This window comes from Paenibacillus zeisoli (assembly GCF_003994465.1).
Lineage (GTDB): Bacteria > Bacillota > Bacilli > Paenibacillales > Paenibacillaceae > Fontibacillus > Fontibacillus zeisoli.
Genome location: NZ_RZNX01000001.1, coordinates 667,020 through 686,509 on the forward strand (window position 1 = coordinate 667,020; position 19,490 = coordinate 686,509).

At 47.2% G+C, this 19,490-nt stretch carries 15 protein-coding genes and 1 tRNA gene; 2 read left to right on the top strand and 14 right to left on the bottom strand.

Going from position 1 to position 19,490, the window contains the following annotated elements; genetic code table 11:
* The first annotated feature begins 1 nt into the window (after window position 1).
* Window positions 2-727, top strand: a complete 726-nt coding sequence (locus EJP77_RS03115; RefSeq protein ID WP_127197700.1) for an RluA family pseudouridine synthase — start codon at window positions 2-4, stop codon at window positions 725-727.
* A gap of 53 nt (window positions 728-780) precedes the next feature.
* Here the strand turns inward: EJP77_RS03115 and EJP77_RS03120 are convergent, their stop codons facing one another.
* The 6 genes from EJP77_RS03120 to EJP77_RS03145 form a co-directional block, all read right to left on the bottom strand.
* Window positions 781-1,218: a MarR family winged helix-turn-helix transcriptional regulator gene (locus EJP77_RS03120; RefSeq protein ID WP_127197701.1), complete on the bottom strand. Its 438-nt coding sequence runs from the start codon at window positions 1,216-1,218 to the stop codon at window positions 781-783.
* 254 nt (window positions 1,219-1,472) lie between these two features.
* Entirely contained in the window at window positions 1,473-3,908 is a 2,436-nt protein-coding gene (gene gyrA, locus EJP77_RS03125) for a DNA gyrase subunit A (protein WP_127197702.1), read from the bottom strand.
* A gap of 11 nt (window positions 3,909-3,919) precedes the next feature.
* A complete protein-coding gene (gene parE, locus EJP77_RS03130) occupies window positions 3,920-5,899 on the bottom strand; it encodes a DNA topoisomerase IV subunit B (RefSeq protein ID WP_127197703.1) in 1,980 nt (659 codons plus the stop codon).
* A gap of 169 nt (window positions 5,900-6,068) precedes the next feature.
* Window positions 6,069-7,058, bottom strand: coding sequence for an ABC transporter permease (locus EJP77_RS03135; RefSeq protein ID WP_127197704.1), 990 nt, complete (start codon window positions 7,056-7,058; stop codon window positions 6,069-6,071).
* Complete coding sequence (locus EJP77_RS03140; RefSeq protein ID WP_185897129.1) at window positions 7,051-8,034, bottom strand: ABC transporter ATP-binding protein; 984 nt, start codon at window positions 8,032-8,034, stop codon at window positions 7,051-7,053. The genes EJP77_RS03135 and EJP77_RS03140 overlap by 8 nt, the downstream gene beginning before the upstream one ends.
* A 25-nt stretch (window positions 8,035-8,059) precedes the next feature.
* Window positions 8,060-8,872 carry a GDSL-type esterase/lipase family protein gene (locus EJP77_RS03145; protein ID WP_127197705.1) on the bottom strand — a complete coding sequence of 271 codons (813 nt, stop codon included), beginning with the start codon at window positions 8,870-8,872 and terminating at the stop codon, window positions 8,060-8,062.
* A 167-nt stretch (window positions 8,873-9,039) separates the two neighbouring features.
* Here EJP77_RS03145 and EJP77_RS03150 point away from each other — a divergent pair.
* Window positions 9,040-9,112 (top strand) — tRNA-Lys (locus EJP77_RS03150).
* Between the two features lie 119 nt (window positions 9,113-9,231).
* Here EJP77_RS03150 and EJP77_RS03155 read toward each other — a convergent pair.
* The 8 genes from EJP77_RS03155 to EJP77_RS03190 form a co-directional block, all read right to left on the bottom strand.
* A complete protein-coding gene (locus EJP77_RS03155; RefSeq protein WP_127197706.1) occupies window positions 9,232-9,777 on the bottom strand; it encodes a CAP domain-containing protein in 546 nt (181 codons plus the stop codon).
* A gap of 174 nt (window positions 9,778-9,951) precedes the next feature.
* A complete protein-coding gene (gene mglC, locus EJP77_RS03160; protein ID WP_127197707.1) occupies window positions 9,952-10,962 on the bottom strand; it encodes a galactose/methyl galactoside ABC transporter permease MglC in 1,011 nt (336 codons plus the stop codon).
* Window positions 10,963-10,988: 26 nt separating this feature from the next.
* Window positions 10,989-12,500: a sugar ABC transporter ATP-binding protein gene (locus EJP77_RS03165; protein ID WP_127197708.1), complete on the bottom strand. Its 1,512-nt coding sequence runs from the start codon at window positions 12,498-12,500 to the stop codon at window positions 10,989-10,991.
* Between the two features lie 138 nt (window positions 12,501-12,638).
* Complete coding sequence (locus EJP77_RS03170) at window positions 12,639-13,661, bottom strand: galactose ABC transporter substrate-binding protein (RefSeq protein WP_127197709.1); 1,023 nt, start codon at window positions 13,659-13,661, stop codon at window positions 12,639-12,641.
* Window positions 13,662-13,892: 231 nt separating this feature from the next.
* Window positions 13,893-14,714, bottom strand: coding sequence for an MBL fold metallo-hydrolase (locus EJP77_RS03175; protein WP_127197710.1), 822 nt, complete (start codon window positions 14,712-14,714; stop codon window positions 13,893-13,895).
* Window positions 14,715-14,804: 90 nt separating this feature from the next.
* Window positions 14,805-15,785, bottom strand: coding sequence for a substrate-binding domain-containing protein (locus tag EJP77_RS03180; RefSeq protein ID WP_127197711.1), 981 nt, complete (start codon window positions 15,783-15,785; stop codon window positions 14,805-14,807).
* Window positions 15,782-17,569, bottom strand: a complete 1,788-nt coding sequence (locus tag EJP77_RS03185; RefSeq protein WP_127197712.1) for a cache domain-containing sensor histidine kinase — start codon at window positions 17,567-17,569, stop codon at window positions 15,782-15,784. The genes EJP77_RS03180 and EJP77_RS03185 overlap by 4 nt, the downstream gene beginning before the upstream one ends.
* Complete coding sequence (locus EJP77_RS03190) at window positions 17,566-19,224, bottom strand: response regulator (RefSeq protein WP_127197713.1); 1,659 nt, start codon at window positions 19,222-19,224, stop codon at window positions 17,566-17,568. Before EJP77_RS03190 ends, EJP77_RS03185 begins: the two co-directional genes overlap by 4 nt.
* Between the last annotated feature and the right edge of the window lie 266 nt (window positions 19,225-19,490).

Genomic DNA, 19,490 nt, shown 5'->3' on the forward strand with positions numbered 1-19,490 from the left:
CATGTGTGCTAGTGAGCAATCGCCCATACCCATCCTATATGAAGATAATCACCTTCTAGGAATTGTAAAGCCAGTCAATGTGCTATCCCAGGAGGATGCCTCGGGGGATCCCGATCTTCTTACCCTGCTCAAACAGGACCTTAAGGAACGGTATCAGAAGCCTGGCAATGTCTATCTAGGACTTGTACACCGGCTGGACCGGCCCGTGGGGGGAGCGATGATCTTTGCCAAGACTTCCAAGGCAGCTTCCAGACTGTCCGAGGCTGTGCGAAGCCGGTCATTTAGCAAGACCTATCTAGCGGTAGTTCATGGCTCACCTGCGGCGTCCGCTGGCCGCTTGGAAGATACGCTTCTAAAGGATGAACGAACAAATACAGTCCGTGTTGTACCCAAGGGAACCCCTGGCGGCAAGCACGCCATCCTGGATTACAGGGTACTTGGTCAACTCACGAATGGCTTGAGCCTTATTCAGGTGGAACTATTGACTGGAAGATCCCATCAGATCCGTGTGCAGCTTAGCCATCTCGGATGTCCACTGTATGGCGATCAAAAGTATGGAGCCAAGTTGAACAAGCCTGGACAACAGCTGGCTCTTTGGTCCGCGTATGTCGGCTTCCCACACCCAATTACTAAAGAACCGGTCGCACTTGTCTCCATACCTCCGGATGAATTCCCTTGGAATCACTGGCCCAGATCACGGTATGATCAAGCAGGCCGGTCTTTCTAGAAGAACCGTATTAGCGGCTTTTATATTTGAAGAAAGAGCCTAAGCCAACTGGCTTAAGCTCTTTCTTTATTTAATACAGTCTCATTGGACGAGGTAATCTTACCCAGAAGGAAGATCAGCAGCTGTTGATTATGGGATGAGATCTGATCCAGAACATTTCCTAAGAAGTCATTACGAATCTGGAGTCCCCGGTTCGTCTCTTCTCTCCCCTTCTCCGTGATGGAGATCCATACAATTCTTCGGTCCTCCAGATCTCTCTCTCTTGTGATCAAACCCGCCTTCTCCATTCGATCCAGAAGCATAGTTACCGCTGCTGGAGTCGTAGCCAGATAAGGAATTAAGTCGGAAGGCTTCATCTTCTTGTTCTCCTCAAGGAGTTCTAATACAGAGAGCTGGGCTCCAGTAAGTGATGGTGAAAGCTCCGACTCCATGTGCATCTGGTAGTTCTTGGTTAGCTTGGCCCACAAGCGGGCGAAATCCTGCGTGTACATTAAATCCCCCCGTTATCAACAGATCACAAGTCGCTCATGTGTTACTTCATCAGATAAACCTTTCGCCACCGAGCATCAATTTCCTTCTGCTATGATCCAATTTTCTCCAAATACTTCCGTTCTCCCTCTAAATGAGCAACTTTGTACTCGCATTTTCAGCAAGCATGGCACAAGTCAATTTGAAATACAGCCTGAACATGTCCGCACATAAAAAGCCCTCCCAGCCGTAATACGGCAGGAAGGGCTTGTCTAATCTATGATTTGCTAACTAGCAGATCAACGATTTCATCGTTCTTATCCATTGGGCTCATGGCTTTACCAATCGATTTGCGGTCCATGATCGGAGCCTGTTCAGAGTTAAATGTAAAGGTACGGCCTTCTTTGATCACTGCAGTAATCTGCAGTGGTTCTCTGCAGAAATAGGCACCGGCAATCCGGCTGCCATTTGGCTTCACACGCTTGCCTTCCTTGAACTCAAAGGACTGAATCCCCTTACCACCACGTGTTTGGGTAGGGTAATCCAGCAGCAGAGATCTTTTCGCAAAACCAAGGTCTGATATTACGAGGACTTCCCCTTCTTCCCCTTCAACCCACAAGGCAGCAGCAACTTCATCATCTTCACGAAGCTGTATACCCCGAACTCCTCCGGAGACTCTGCCCATGGAACTAACCTCTTGCTCTTTGAATCGGATTGCCATACCCAGCTTACTAATCAGGAAAACATCCTGCATATTGCGGCTCAGCGTAACCGAGATGACTGTGTCTTCAGCACCCAGCTTCGCAGCGGCAATAGCTCCAGAGCGCTTGGATTGGTATTCTTTTAACTCTGTTCGTTTCACCTGTCCCCGCTTGGTTACGAAGACAAGGCTAGCATCATCCTCAAAGTTCTTGATTGGAATCACACTCACAATCCGATCTTCCTTCGTAAGTGGAATCACGTTGACGATCGCTGTGCCGTTATCTTTCCATTTGAACTCTGGTACCTGATGAACGGGCAGCAGGAAGTATTGTCCCCGCTGAGTGAAAATCAGCAGGTTCTCCAAAGTATTCACATCAAGAATATGCTTGATGTAATCCCCTTCCTTCACACCGGAAGCTTCCCGCTCACCACCGGAACGCGTGAAGGAGAGCATGCTGGTCCGTTTGATGTACCCTTCACCTGACAAGGTAACAAGCACATCCTCCTGGGTAACCAGAACTTCCAGATTAACTTTAAGCTCCTCTACCTCGCCCTGAATTTCGGAGCGGCGGTCAATTCCGTATTTCTCACGGATTTCAAGAAGTTCCTTCTTGATCACGTTCGTCAGCTTCTTATCGCTCTCCAGGATCGCTCTCAAAGAGTTAATCTTCTTCTGAAGATCATCTAGATCCTTCTGCAGGGAGGTAATCTCGAGGTTCGTCAGACGATACAGCTGCAGGGTCAGAATCGCATCAGCCTGGCGCTCCGTAAATCCGAACATCCACTGAAGGTTGTTCTGCGCATCCTGCCGATTCTTGGAAGCCTTGATCGCGGCGATTACTTCATCCAGAATGTTAAGAGCCTTAACCAGACCTTCCAACACGTGTGCACGGTCTTCAGCTTTCTCAAGCTCGTATTTCGTACGGAAAGTCACCACTTCACGCTGATGCGCGATATAGGCTTCCAGCATAGCTTTGATTCCAAGCTGCTTCGGTGTTTTGTTCACAATAGCAACCATATTAAAGTTATAAGTCACTTGAAGATCGGTCTTCTTGAACAAATAAGCCAATATCCCTTGGGCGTCCGCTTCCTTCTTCAATTCAACAACAATACGGAGCCCGCCGCGGCCGCTCTCATCACGAACCTCGGCAATGCCTTCAACCTTCTTCTCAAGCCGGATATTCTCCATGGAAGTAACCAGACGAGATTTGACAATCTGGTAAGGAATCTCGGTGATCACAATCTGCTGCTTGCCGCCACGAAGGGACTCAATCTCCGTTTTGGCCCGGATATAGATCTTGCCTTTTCCTGTCTCATAAGCATCCCGGATGCCGTTCTCGCCCATAATGATGCCCCCGGTAGGGAAATCAGGGCCTTTAACATAAGACATAATCTCGTCCAGCTCAATCTGCGGCTTCTCCATGAGTGCAACACAGGCGTCAATAATTTCGCGCAGGTTATGAGTAGGAATCTCTGTAGCGAAGCCGGACGAAATGCCGCTCACTCCATTAACCAGCAGGTTTGGATAACGTGAGGGCAGAACCACCGGCTCCTTGGTCGTGTTATCAAAATTATCTTTGAACAGAACCGTACGCTTCTCTATATCTCGCAGCAGCTCCATTGCAATCGGAGACAGCCTTGCTTCTGTATAACGCATAGCTGCAGCCGGGTCGTCATCCTGAGAGCCCCAGTTCCCGTGACCATCGACCAGGACATGGCCCATCTTCCAAGGCTGAGCCATGCGGACCATTCCTTCATAGATTGAAGAGTCTCCATGCGGGTGGTAGTTACCCATAACGTCACCGACGGTCTTCGCCGACTTACGATATGGCTTATCCGGAGTGTTAACGGAATCATACATCGCATAAAGGATACGCCGCTGTACCGGCTTTAGACCGTCCCGGACATCGGGGATCGCGCGGTCTTGTATAATATATTTGGAATACCGCCCGAAGCGGTCTCCAACAACCTCTTCCAAATAAGCGGGCAAAAAATTCTCAAGCGAGCTCATTCATTCACCTTCTATTCCTCAAACTCTGTGAAATCCACATTCTCCACAATCCAGCGCTTGCGAGGATCGACTTTATCGCCCATCAGCGTGGACACACGCCGTTCCGCCTTGGCAGTATCCTCAATTTGGACCTGCAGCAGATTGCGGGTCTCCGGATTCATCGTTGTCTCCCATAACTGCTCGGGATTCATTTCGCCCAGACCTTTATAACGCTGAAGCTCAAAATTCTTGCCGAACTCCTTCAGATAATTCTGAAGCTGTTCATCCGTCCAGGCATATCTAGCTGTCTCAAGCTTCCCTGATCGGCGCGTGATCTTATAGAGCGGAGGCTGGGCTATATAGACCCTACCAGCATCAATTAACGGCTTCATATAACGGTAAAAGAACGTTAGCAGAAGCACCTGGATATGTGCTCCATCCGTATCGGCATCCGTCATAATGATAATTTTGGAATAATTGCTGTCTTCCACTGCGAATTCAGTTCCGATTCCTGCCCCAATAGCAGAAATGATATAACGATATTCATCATTCTTCAGGATATCTGCAATCTTTGCTTTCTCCGGATTCATCGGCTTGCCTTTCAGCGGCAGAATAGCCTGAATCTTGGAATCACGCCCCTGCTTGGCTGAGCCTCCGGCGGAGTCACCTTCTACAATGAACAGCTCTGTGCGAGTCACGTCCTTGGACTGCGCGGGGGTCAGCTTGCCACCAAGATTGGAGCTTTCACTTCTCTTCTTTCCCGTACGCATTTCATCACGTGCCTTACGAGCCGCTTCCCGTGCCCTGGAAGCCTGTACCGCCTTCTTAATCAGCACCTGTGCCACTTGAGGATTCTCCTCCAAATACACCTGCATCCTTTCGGATACAATGGAATCCACCGTACTTCGTGCAGAGGCACTGCCCAGCTGATCCTTCGTCTGGCCCACAAATTCAACATCGGACATCTTCACACTGATGACAGCCATCATGCCCTCGCGAAGGTCCGTACCTTCAAGATTCTTATCCTTCTCCTTGAGCATTCCGTTCTTGCGCGCATAATCGTTCATAACCCGCGTGTAAGCAGTCTTGAACCCGGTCTCATGCGTACCTCCGCCACGTGTGGGAATCGAGTTTACGAAGGAGGCCAGGGTCTCGGTGTACCCTGCATTGTACTGCAGCGCAACTTCAACCTCGACATCCTCTTTCTCGCCCAGAAAATGAATAACATCATGAAGGACATCCTTGCCTTCATTCAGGAACTGTACGAATTGTCTTGCTCCGCCCTCATAAAAAAACTCGTCGGAACGGTCAGACCGCTCATCCTTCAGAACCACTTTCAGGCCCGAATTCAGAAAAGCAATCTCCTGCAAACGTTCCGCGAGTGTATCATAATTCAGTCCAATGCCACCTTGAAAAACTCGGATATCCGGTTTGAATGTAATCTTCGATCCGGTTCGGTTCGTATTACCCAAGACTTCAAGACCAGTAACAGGTTCACCTACGTGTTCTATTCCCTTCGCGTCCACCCAATATTCAAAGCGCTGCTTGTGAATTTTTCCTTCCCGGAAAATTTCGACCTCCAGCCACTCGGACAAAGCATTAGTTACTGATGCACCCACACCATGTAGTCCACCGGACTTCTTGTAGCCGGCTCCGCCGAATTTCCCTCCGGCATGGAGAATAGTGAAGACGACCTGAGGGGTAGGAATTCCTGTCTTATGCATCCCTGTCGGGATACCTCGGCCGTTATCAAATACGGTAATAGAACCGTCCTTGTGCAAAGTAATATCAATTCGCGAACAGAATTTGGCGAGATGCTCGTCCACTGCATTATCCACGATTTCCCATACGAGATGGTGTAGGCCCGACGAGCTTGTACTCCCAATATACATACCTGGCCGCTTGCGAACTGCGACTAGCCCTTCGAGCACTTGAATGTCGTCTGCTCCGTAACCCTCTGAGCCATTTCCGCCCATAGGTCCCTCAGCAAACAAATCGATCTGGTCGACCATTCATGCTCCTCCTTTATTTACACTTTATGTATACAATGAACCGAAGCTGCTATACCCCCGGAAAATGCTATCATCCGATAACCTTCCCCAAGGGAGAGTCTTCAACAGTTACACTGTATTAACAAAACCCGTCAAAATGCAAACAGATGTTTTGTTATCCTTGTCCATTTTAATTCAATATATCCTGTTTCGTAAAGACAGTGAATGAAATGAGGAGCGAAACAGCCGCCCAAATGGCCAGAACAGCCAAAGAAAATCCTAATGTCATTCCTTCTATGGGTGCCGGAGTACCGGCCAAATAATTGGTTAAATCCAAATTCACCATGAACAGGTATTTGGCACTTGTCCAGGCAGACGCCATGTTGGTCAGGATCGTTCCGGCGATCAGTGCGGCCATCATGATCACGATGCTTGCTGCCGTGCTGCGGACTAGAACGGATACCATGAATGCAAGCATGGCTACGGTAATGCTCATGAACCAGATCAGCCCGCACTGCATCAGAATATATGCCCACTGCGGAACGGCATGCACGCCCGACAGGTCAACGTCCGAGCCATTCAGCTTAAAGCCTGTGAATACAGGAATATTAAATCCTTTATATCCAAATACAAGCCCGGATATTAAATAACTTATAACAAATGCAGAGACCACAATCAACGAGACGAACATAAGCAGGGCAATCAGCTTACTCAGCAGCACCTTCCATCGCCGCACAGGCCTCGTAAGCAGCATCTTGATCGTACCCGAAGAACGTTCGGATGATACGATATCCGACGCAATGGCCATAATAAGCAGCGGAATAAACAGCGTAGCCGCGTTATCCATGAACTGCCGAGTAAATCCAACGCCTCCCGGCTCCTGAGGATTCACATCGTGTTCCAGATAATATTTCATCTGCTGGATATAAATAATTCTGTATTTCTTCCATTCCTCGGGTACCCGTGCGCTTTGAAGGGAATTCTGATTGTCGGTTATAGCCTGACGAACAGCCAGACGCCAATCCGAGTTGAACTTCTCCCGATTAGTCTCGGCAATCTTCATCTGGGCATATACAAAGATCGGTACAAGCACAATCAGAACCAGGATGACAACATAGAACCTTTTCTTCTTCATCATCTTAATCGTCTCGTTCTTAATTAACGGCAGTATGCTATTCAATCGATTCACCTTCTGTCATCTCTAGGAACAATTGCTCCAGAGTAGGATTTATCTTATGAACATCCCTTACCTCAACCCCGGCATTGACCAGAATTGGAACAATATTGGATATGGAGTCACCAATGAACTGTGTAACCACCGAATTCTCATTAAGACCTGCAGCAATGGAATCATCCAGCACGGTATGGGGATCATCTACGATCTTGGCCCCATGTGCTACCAGAATTTCGGTACCGCGCGGCCTTGGGCTCAGCTGCCAAATCACATAGTTGGCGTTTCCGGAGACCAGCTCATTCACACCGCCAACAGCCAGTACTCTGCCCCGGCTTATAATCGCTACACGATCGCAGAGCAGCTGAATTTCACTCAAGAGATGACTCGATACGAACACCGCCATGCCCTCTTCAGCCAGCCGCCTGATGAAGGCTCGGAGCTCCTTGATTCCCTTGGGATCAAGTCCGTTCGTCGGCTCGTCCAGAATAAGCAGCTTAGGTCGTCCCAGCAAAGCTTGGGCAATGCCCAGGCGCTGACGCATCCCCAGCGAGTAGGTCTTCACCTTATCGTGAATTCGCTGGTCCAGTCTTACTATGTCCACTACCTCCTGAATCCGCTGTTCATCAATCCCTGACTGCATACGGGCAAAATGCTGAAGATTCTCCCAACCTGTAAGGTAGGGATAGACCTCCGGATTCTCCACGATTGAGCCTACAAAAGCCAGTGCACGTTCCGGATCCCGATTCACGTCATACCCACAGATCTGAACCTTGCCCTCGGTTGGCTTAATCAGGTCCACCAGCATGCGGATCGTGGTCGTCTTGCCGGCTCCATTGGGTCCAAGAAATCCAAAGATCTCTCCACTTTTTACGTCAAAAGTGACATCGTCGATAATCCACTTCTTGCCGATCTTCTTCCGCAAATGCTCTACGGATAGTACGGTTGCTAGGTTACTGCGTTCTTCTCCACTTGGATGGATCAATTCTTCTCACTCCTAACCTGATCTATTAACGCAGCCCCTGTACGATGCGTTCCGCGATATATTGATATCCCTCATCATTGGGATGGAAATGGTCATCCGCCAAGTATTTCTTCGTATTTCCCGTAAAAATATCAAAGGTCGAGACAACCCTGCCATTCTCATATGTATTCAGAATTTCAGAAGCCCTCAGATTCCACTCCGCAACCGCTTGGTTCCCAGGTATCCTCATTTCCTTCAAGTCGTTAAAAGGATTGTAGAGACCCACATACACCAGCTGGGCTGCAGGATTGATCTCATGTATTTTATCGACAATTTGTTTTAATCTTAGTGAAGCCTTCTCTACTTCTGAGGATAATTCCTTGTAAGTTGGAAGTGCTTTACCGGTTTGAACATTCTGGGCCCCCTGGAAAAGGTCATTTCCTCCAATCGACAGAAGAATCACGTTGGCGTTCCTGAGAACATACTGCACACCCTCTTCATTCAGCGTAGGCAGAAGTCCTTTCGTGGTCATCCCGTTCACTCCCAGATTGTTCACCAGCTTAACCGGAAGCTTCTGAACCTTCTGGAGCTCGGTAACCGCTCTGCGCACAAATCCCTGACCTGTATCATCTCCGGTTCCCTTTGCCAAAGAGTCTCCGAGCGATACAATGTTATATTCTTTGGCACTCGTTGTGGGTGCTGCGTTCGACAAGCTTCCGTCAGGTGTGCTTACCCACGGATTCCCGCTCGCCGGAGCGATTACATCTTTAACCGCATACAAAAATCCGGCAAGCAGCAGCAGCGTTGCCAGAACTGAGGAAATACCTATAGTTCGCCATAACCAGGACGAAGAATTCATAATGACCCTCCCGCTGAGTAAATTCGATGTTTCGTAGCCACTTTTATCTTTGTTTAGACTTATGTAATTAACATAAATCACCTTTTTACAATTTGCAAATTCATGGAAGAGCATTCTGGACATTTTTGTAAACTAGGAGTATAATTACTTTTACCTAGTACATTTATGGGTTATTAGCTTAGCTGGTAGAGCAGCCGACTCTTAATCGGCAGGTCGCAGGTTCGACCCCTGCATAACCCATATGATTTGGAAGCAAGAAGCAGCGGACATGTTCCGCTGCTTCTTCTGTTGTTACTGTTAATTCATTCTAATAAAAAGCACTGCTTATTTGGAATGGATAAGCAGTGCTAAGCCTGATTTTATTTACCGATAAACTCTTGGACCCAAAGTCCATTAAAGTAACCGACACCGATCATCTTATAATGCGGGTTCAGAATATTTGCGCGGTGACCTGGACTGTTCATCCAGTCCTTAACCACTTCTTCGGGAGTACGCTGCCCTTTGGCAATGTTCTCGCCTGCATAGCGGAACGTAATGTTATAAGCGTCCATCATATCAAATGGAGAACCATAAGTAGGTGAAGTATGGCTGAAGTAGTTGTGCTTATACAGGTCAATCGCCTTATCCTTTGCCAGGCCTCTCAACTTGTCATGAACAACAAGACTAGCTAGCCCCGCGTTTGTCCGCTCCTTGTTGACGAGTTCAACCACCTTGGCTGCCCGATCGGCCTGAATCTTGGCGTACATCGCTGCTAGTTGTACCTGCTTGGAGATCACTCCAGCCTTCGACAAAGGGGCAGCAGCAGCTTCGGCATTCATACCCAAATAGAATGTACCAACCAGCAGGGCGGCCAGAGTTGTACAGATCATACGTGATGCCCATGGTCTAACGCGTAGCTTGTCCATATCACTCTCCCCTTTCTAAGCGGAACATGAGGATAATTACCCCCTATTTACTAAATTAACCTGTCAGAGTAACTCCTATGTTACATTTTAACATGGATAGAATGACCTTGCATTACCAAAAAGTGGTATAACCGCGACATTTCTGCCGCGGCTGGTTTCTTGCTATTCATTTAGTTATTTTTTGTTGGCATATTTACGCATATCGAAAGCTACGGCAGCAATGATGATCATACCTTTAATGATGAGCTGCCAGTTCGGGCTGACCCCGATGAACGTAAGACCATAGTTGATAACTGTGAAGATAAGCACCCCGGTCAATACACCCGGCACGGTACCAATACCACCCGTTGTTGACACACCGCCGACCACACAGGCTGCGATGGCATCAAGCTCGTACATGTTACCGTAGTTATTAGTTGCTCCGCCAGTTCTTGCTGCTTCCATTACACCAGCGAGACCATATAGAGCGCCAGCGATGGAATAGATCCAGATCAGGTTACGGGATACATTAATACCCGATACTTTAGCAGCTTGTTCGTTACCGCCAATGGCATACATATTTTTACCAAGACGCGTCTTGTTAAAGATAACCCATACGATAATAGCTACAATGATTGCAATGATTACGATATAAGGAATGGAATACTGGCCCGAACCGATACTTCCGGAACCCCACCACTTGGTGAAGTCAGGTCTTAATCCACCAATAGGCTGTGAGTGGTTCGGATCCATATCGAAGTACAGCGAGTTCACACCGTAAATGATAACCATCGTACCCAAAGTTGCGATAAATGGCGGAACCCTTAACTTAGCAACAATCAGACCATTGATCATACCGAACAGGAATCCAACTGCAATGGCAAGCAGAACTGGAACGATAACCGGCAGATCTGCAAGACCCGGGAAGAATCTTCTCGGATAATCCTGTATCTGCAGCATGGAAGCTGAGATAACGGCGGTTAAGCCCACCATACGTCCTGCTGAAAGATCCGTTCCTCCTGTAATCAGGATGAAGGCAACACCCAACGCAATAATAGTCCGTGTAGCTGACTGATTCAATACATCACGCAGTGCGTTAATCCCGATAAAGGATGGGTCATAAATCGCGATCCCGATAATCAATACCACCAATACGATATAAATGGCATTATGAGTAATCATCTCTTGTATTCTTCTAGTACTCATGTTTCTGTTTCCTCCCTCTCCCGCCTCTAATGCTGGGCAGCCAGACGCATAATTGTCTCTTCACTGGCCGTTTCTCCATCTAATATTCCTGTCATTTTCCCTTCAGACATAACCATGATGCGATCCGACATCCCCAGCAGCTCAGGCATCTCTGAGGAGATCATAATGATGCTCTTTCCTTGACGTGCCAAGTCGGCAATGATGGAGTAAATCTCGAATTTGGCTCCGACGTCAATCCCCCGGGTTGGCTCATCCAGCAGGAGAATCTCAGGCTCGGTTAACAGCCATCTTGCAAGCAGAACCTTCTGCTGGTTCCCCCCGGATAAATTCATAATGAGTGCTTTCGTATTTGGTGTTTTGGTACGCAGCTTCTCAATCATTTTATTGGTCTCTGTCTGCTTCTTCTTCTCGTTGAGCAGCAGATATGGCGTCATATACCGGTCCAGATTGGCAATAGCCCCGTTCTCATGCACGGACAATACGGGGAATATCCCGGTAGTCCGGCGCTCTTCGGTCAATAGAGCCAGACCATATTTCATCGCATCTTTCGGCGATTTAATTTTGACTTTCTTCCCGTGAATCGAGATACTTCCCGCTGACAGCTCCCGCAGGCCGAATAAAGCTTCGATCAGCTCGGTCCGCTGAGCACCAACCAGACCACCAATACCGAGAATCTCTCCTTTTCTAAGCTCGAAAGAGACATTTTTGAACGATTTGTCTACAGGTGAAGTTAAATCATGCGCTTGCAAAATTACATCGCCCGGCACATTGTCGCGTTCAGGGAAACGATGAGTCAGATCGCGTCCGACCATCTTCGAAATGATCAGGTCAGTTGTCATCTCAGCCGCAGGCCAAGTGCCAATCTTTTTCCCGTCACGCATGATGGTAACGTCGTCCGAGATGCGAAGAATTTCTTCCATTTTGTGAGATATATAAATGATGGCGACGCCTTTGGCTTTCAGATCACGGATAATACGGAATAAATGTTCAACTTCCACACCAGTGAGCGACGAGGTTGGTTCATCCATCACGATAATTCGAGAGTTAAAAGATACCGCTTTCGCAATTTCGATGGACTGGATCTTTGACACAGACAATTTACCCACCAAGGTATCCGGCTTCAAATCAATATCCAGCTGTTTGAATAAATCTTCTGTATCACGATACATCTTGCTGTGATCCACGAATTTGAATGGCCCTATTCCCTTCATCGGGAATCGTCCAAGCCAAATATTCTCCATAACATCCCGGAATGGGATTGGATGCAGCTCCTGATGGATCATTGATATCCCGTTGGCTAAAGCATCACTTGAACTCAGAATTTCGGTTTTTTTGCCATTCAGATAAATTTCTCCACCGTCCGGCTTATAAATACCGAACAGACATTTCATCAGGGTAGATTTCCCTGCCCCGTTCTCACCCATAAGCGCATGCACCGTTCCGGGCCTAACCTGAAGGGTTACTTGATCTAGAGCTTTAACGCCGGGGAATTCTTTGGAGATGCTTCTCATCTCCAGGTAATAATCTTGTTCAGCCATTTGCATTTCGCCTCCTTACTACCGCATTTCCTATCCGTTTTATTTATACTTTGCGATTAATAAAATTCGGAAGGCTCCCTGCAATTCTGCAGAAAGCCTCCCTTTACTTATGCCTGATGCCGAGAAGCTTTAATTCACTTATTGAGCGTCTTTCATGTTGTCTTTAGTGATTTTCTTGTAAGGAATCCATACATATTGCTTGTCGGTTACATCAAAGCCAACGCTTTCCTTCGTAATTTCTTTGCCTTGGCCAAGCAGGGACGCCAGTGTTACTGCCGCTTTACCTTGGTTATTCGCATCATTTAGAACGGTACCCAGCATAGTTCCGTCTGAAAGAGCTTGAAGCGCTGGTGCAGTGGCGTCAACGCCTACAACAGGGATGTATTTGCCGCCTGTGAAGTATCCTCCAGCTTTCAAAGCTTCGATAGCTCCAAGTGCCATATCATCGTTGTTCGCAAATACCGCTTCGATCTTGTCGCCATGTGAAGCCAGGAATGCAGCCATTTTCTCTTGACCTTTTACGCGATCCCAGTTCGCATTGTCTTCAGCCAATTTCTCAACCTTGATGCCTGCTTCTTCTACAGCCTGAATCGAGTACTTCGTACGAAGCTCTGCATCCTGGTGACCTTGTTCACCTTTCAGCATGACATATTGAAGCACGCCGTCTTTATTCTTATCCGCTTCCGGATGAGCTTTCCAGTAATCTACAACCAATCCGCCCTCTAGGGTTCCGGATTCTTCTGCTTTGGCTCCGACGTAATACACTTTATCCCATTTCTTCATATCCTCAGGAAGTGGTTCACGGTTCAAGAAGACAACTGGAGTGTCTTTCGCTTTGGCTTTATCAATGATGACACCAGCTGCAGTACGGTCAACCGGATTGATGACAAGAGCTTTGGTGTTCTTGGTCAAGAACAAGTCAACCTTATCATTCTGTGTCGGTTGGGAGTTCTGGCTGTCTACGATCTCTACTTTCGCAATCCCTTTACCATTCTTCTCGATGGAGTTACGAACCCCAGTCATGAACGTATCGTCGAACTTGTAGATCGCTACGCCTACGCTCGGCTCAGTGGAAGAACCGCCGCTTCCTGAACTTGAGCAACCCGCCAATGCCGCTCCCAAAACCGATGTTGCCAGTACTACCATGCTTAATTTCTTCATATTTCTGTTGACCTCCCATAGTCTAAAATGATTTACCTCTTCTTTATTTAGGTCTTTCGTGTGGGTCTTGTGTACCACTTGGTTACGTTTTCATTATGCCTGATTCTTGAACCTCTGCGAATCTAAAATTCTGATGTGTTTATATAAAAATTCTCACTAATCTGCTTAAATGAGCATAATAAAGCGCCTCTTCTTTTATAGAAGAGACGCTTTATCTTCATTCGTGTCTTATCACGAGTTGTGTTCCTGTACATACCTGCCATGCTTAGGCAGTGCAAGCTTATCAAAATTCTCTGCTAAATGATTAAGCCCTATAGTCAGTTCCTCTCCTGACACCGGTCGTCCATGTCCGGTAATGGCCCTTTGAGGTTTCAGCGCGGCCAGCTTCTGCACAGACTCTTTCGCCTGTTCCCAATTCGTAGTGAAATACGCGGGAGGACCATGAAGCTCCATCTCTTGGGAAATGACCGATAAGGCAGATTCTTGTTTCACCGTAATAAAAGCATCCCCCGCAATCAAAGTTCCGTCTGAGTCCCTGTACAGAGAAATATGCCCCGGGCTATGTCCTGGTGTATGAATCCAGCGCCATTCCGGAAGATTAGGAACACTTCCATCACCGGGAAGCGAATGCACCCTATGCTCAAGATTAATGGCCTTATGTGGATATATCGGTGAAATCCCTGCCATCAATCCGCCACCAACACTTGGATCAGCCGGCGGGTAATCCTGGTTTCCTGTCAGGAAAGGCAGCTCGAGCGGGTGTGCGTAGACAGGCACCTGCCAACGCTCCGATAAAGTAATCACCCCTCCAACATGATCAAAGTGCCCATGCGTAAGAATGATAGCTTGGGGCGGACACCCATACCGTTCCTCCGCTTCCTTCTCCAGAGCATTTACCGTCGGTTCCAGGCCAGTGTCTATCAGCACCCAATCTCTCTGAGAGGGCCTGCCTACAAAGCATACATTCGCGATAAGCGTCCTTACACATGTTAGGTCCCCGGTTACGTCTTCTTTATCGATCGTACCTGTCTTCAACAGACTTTTTCCATCCATTTCGAATCACTCCAAGTCTTAGTAAATCTCGTAGGTTATACGTAATTTACCCATAGACAGGCTGATTATTACACTATGCATGCAGATCGACTATTTGATAAAAGGAAACAAAAGCTTCTGATTATCCGGCCAGAGCATATTATCCAGATCGATGAGCTTCGTTCCTGTATCGAAGCGCTCCGGAATACTATTACCTTCAGCCAATTGTACTGCAGAGGACACAGCCAGATACCCATTGCTATATGGATTCTGCACAACCATGGCCTGAACCGTTCCTTCTTGCAGCTTTTCCATCATTTCAGGTGGATTGTCAAAAGTAATAAGCTTGGTCTTGCCACCGTATCCCAGCTCGTCAATCGCCTTCCCTGCACCAATCGAGGCTTCCGCATTTAGAGCTACAATCCCCTTAATGTTGGGGAATTCGTGAATCATGGTCCTCGTCAGTGTATCCGCCAAACGCTCATCAGACCCGCAATACTCAATATCTGCGATCTTTAAATCCGGGAAACGGGCAATATAATCCATAAAGCCTTCTTCCCTTTGATCCGCATTACGAGCTCCTTTTACGAAATTGATGATGCCGATTTCGCCTTCGGTACCGGTAAGTTCAACAAGACGCTCCGCCGCCTTCTGACCGGCCTCGTAATTGTTGGCCCCGATATAGGACTTCACTTTCGCTGAGGCAACTTCTGCATCCATGGACAACACCGGTATACCATAATAGGAAGCTTGATCCGTCACTTGTGCCAATGCCATATAGTCACTGGCAGACAAAATTATCGCATCTGTTCCATTATGGATGGACTGCTCCATCAGAGCGATCTGTCCTTTATAGTCATTTTCGTTAGCTGGCGCCATGAAATCCAACTTTACGTTATATTCCTTGGCAGCCACTTCGGCTCCCATCTTAATTGTCTTCCAGTAGTCACCGTGATCCATTTTGACAATCATACTCACCAGGGTCACCGACTCCTCCTCCGCTCTAAGGTCTATCGACGAGGAACAAAACCCGGCAGAGATGAATAGGATTATCATTACGCTAAGCCGAAGAATGAGCTTCTTGATCTTCATGGCTGTCCTCCATTACCGTGGATTTCCGGTTTTGAGATTATAGGAAGCCGGACAGTCACCGTTGTTCCCTCTTCCAGCTCACTTTCAAAAGTCAGCCCGTACGGCGTTCCATAGTAAAGCGAGATGCGTTCATGCACATTTCTTACTCCAACCCCGGATCCGCTCTCTTGTCTGGACCGTCCTGTTAGTACTCCTCTAAGCACTTCTTCGGACATACCGACACCATTGTCGGTCACCCGAATGAATAGACACTCATCCTCGATCCAGGAGTAAATCCCGATAAAACCTTCATCCACCATCATTTCAATACCATGATGAATCGCGTTCTCGACTAATGGTTGGAGAATAAGCTTTAGCGTCATACAATTCAGGGCTTCGTCCTGGGCCTCAATCTCATACTGGAACTTATTCTTGAAACGAATCTTCTGGATAATCAGGTAATTACGCACATGCTCCAGTTCATCCTGTACCGAGATAATATTGTTCCCTTTGCTAAGACTGATCCGGAAGAACTTGGATAACGAAGTAATCGTCGTAACTACCTCTTCCTTCCGTCCCATTTCGGCCATTCGCGTGACGGAATTTAATGTGTTGTATAGAAAATGAGGGTTAATCTGGGCCTGAAGAACCTCCAGCTCTCCTTTACGCTTCGCTTCCTGCTCCAAGATTATCTGATCCATAAGTTCCCGTATTCTGCGGATCATGAGATTGAACCTCTTGGAGAGCTGCTCCACCTCATAAGCGCCGCTTACATCAATTATGGTGGCGAAGTCACCATCTTCCACCTTTTTCACTGATCTCTCCAGATTCCGGAGAGGCTTGGCAATACGATAAGACACAAATACAGAGACGATCAGAACAATCCCCAGCATCACGAGCAAAAACCAGAGCATAAAGGCATTAATGTCCTTCTTGGTGGTCATGATTTCATCCGCATAGGTCACACCTACAACTTTCCAGCCTGTGGGCTGTACCGTCTTTATCGTAATAATCCGTTCTTCGCCAGTGGAGTCATCCATATAGCTGCCGAAAGAATAATTCAGCACAGGCTCCAGATTCTCGTACTTAAGTCCGGCATAGATAAGCTGCTGCTGCGGATGGTAGACAATGTTTCCAAGGCCATCAATGATGTATACATATCCCTTCTTGCCGAGACTTACCCGCTTACTCAGTTCATCAATAGTCCGAAAATTAATATCAACCGCAAGGATACCCTTCTTCTTGATCCGGTGATCTAGGTAGCTAATCTCTTTACTCATACTGACAACCCAGCGATAAGGGGATTTGAATACATTCTGAATATGCGGTGCGGAGAATTGAAGAAGGCCTGGGTGCTCCTGGGCTGCTTCGAACCATCCCTGTCTGGGCAATCTTGAATTGGGACGCATGCCGATACTGGGAGTGTTGAGTACCAGCTCGCCGCTCTTCGTGAACAAAGCTATGGAGACCAAATCTTCACGAGTATTAAGTATGGTATTTAATCGGCTCTCCAGCTGATTCCCAGTCAACTGTGAAGAGTTACCGATACTCTCCTCTACCACTTCAAAGATATCCTTCATCCCCGAGACGTAAAATTCCAAATTCAAGTTCACCTGATCAATGATCTGCCCCATGTTCAGGAAGGTGTTCTCTTCCGATGATTTGGAGAATTTATTATACAGCATCACGCTCACAAGGAGCACCGTAATAATGGTGATGAACATGAACGATAAGGTAATCATGACCTGAATCTTCTTATAATGAAACCGGCCGAGCGGCTGAAATAATGTTCGCCAAAATCTCATTGTGCCTTGGCTCCGCTCCGGTATTCTTTGGGTGAGATGCCAAACTTCTTGCGAAAACAGAAGCTGAAGTAATTGGGATCAGCAAAGCCTACTTGTTCCGCAATCTCAAATGCTTTTAATTCCGTATTCCGAAGCAGTTCCTGGGCGGCCTCCATTCTAATCCCAAGAAGATAGTTCACAAAAGTCATCTTGACTTCTTTCTTGAAGATGGCGCTAAAGTAACCGGTACTGATATGCAGGTGCTCACACACCTTGTTGATCGAAATCTCGCTTTCCCGGTAGTGCTGGCGGATGTATTCCTTAGCATCTTCTACAAGTCGGTTATAGCTGGATTCCCGGTCCGAGGCAATCGAATTCCGAAGCTTCAAGCATAAATCCTTGAACCAGACCTTGGCCTCCATGGCATGCGAGAACTTTGTTATTTCTCCAAGACCCGTTGCCCCGTTCCCGAACAGACGGTCCAGATCGACATGAATTTCCTTAGCTACTTTTACAGCAGCCGTAAGCATTTCCAGCAAATAGATTTGAAATCCCTGATTAGATAGTCCCGTATCTGTGATCCGGTTGAACAGCTGGTCCATCAGTATGTTAATTTCTTCTTCTGTGCCAACCTTCAGGCACCTGACAAGCTCCTGCTCGTTAAAATCGCTGAAGGTGAATGGCTCCGAGGATCGGCTCTCCATATCCTCAATCCAGATCACCTTATTCCCTCCATACAGTAACCGGTAATCAAATGCCTGCACCGCATCTTTATAGGACATATGCAGATTTTGAAGACTGTTCTGAACGCTTCCGGCGCCAATCGTAACAGTCTGCTTCAAATATCGCTCTATACTGTAGCGTATTTCTTCCAGCATTCTTAGTGACTGCTGGCTTACGGATTCCGCTTCACTTTCTGTGCTAATACTTAGAACGACAACTTCATCATGGTGGATAAAAGTATGACCGCTATCATACTTCCCGGCGATTTCCGACGTTATATTCAGCACGGCGAACAGCTCAAGATCATGGTCAAAGGTCTCTTTAAGTGAAAGAGTACCCTCCTTCTCCAAAGTTAAGGCCGGCATCTTCCCTTCCTTTACCTTTGGATCCAGCCTAATGATCGACACCATATAGCGGCTTCCCTCCAAATTAAGCGAATAAGACTGTACTTTATCATGAATCTCATTCTGGGGAAGTCTGCGGGTGACGAGTGACGATAGGAAAATACTCTGCAGCACCGGAAGGTTCCGCCGGTAATGCTCCGTCAAGAGATGTACGTTCTCCTTCTGGGCAACTTCTTCATCAATGTTACGTTTAACCTTAAGGAGAATTTCAATTAACTCCTGGGAGGAGAACGGCTTCAGGACATATTCATCGATCTGTAGACGGATCGCTTTCTGGGCATACTCAAATTCCTCGTACCCGGTTAAAATAATAATTTTAGTGGCAGGATAATTCTCCCTGATCCACTCGGATAGTTGAAGGCCGTTCATAAATGGCATCTGAATGTCCGTTACTACGATATCCGGCTGATGCCTTTCAATCATCTCGGCAGCTTCGCGGCCATTCTCGGCCGTATCTGCTACATGGAAACCTAAAGCTTCCCAATCGATTTCGGTCAGTAAGCCTTCCCTTACATCTGATTCGTCATCGACTAAAACTAACTTGTACATGATAACCATCCTTCTATATGGTGTGAACCTCTGCACTAAACCTATCAACATCCCGCCAGTTTAACAGAGAGATGCACAACCATTGTAACCGTTTACCCTCAATCCCTCAACGAATTTATCATTTGAAAATGAAGGTTTTGGGTTAAGAAACCATGGAATTATTCTGTCGAAATGTTTGACAATAGACCAACTTTGGTTAAATATGGATAGTGGACGCATGGGTCTATTTAGCTGAATTTACGCTTATTGCTTCCCAAATAATTAAC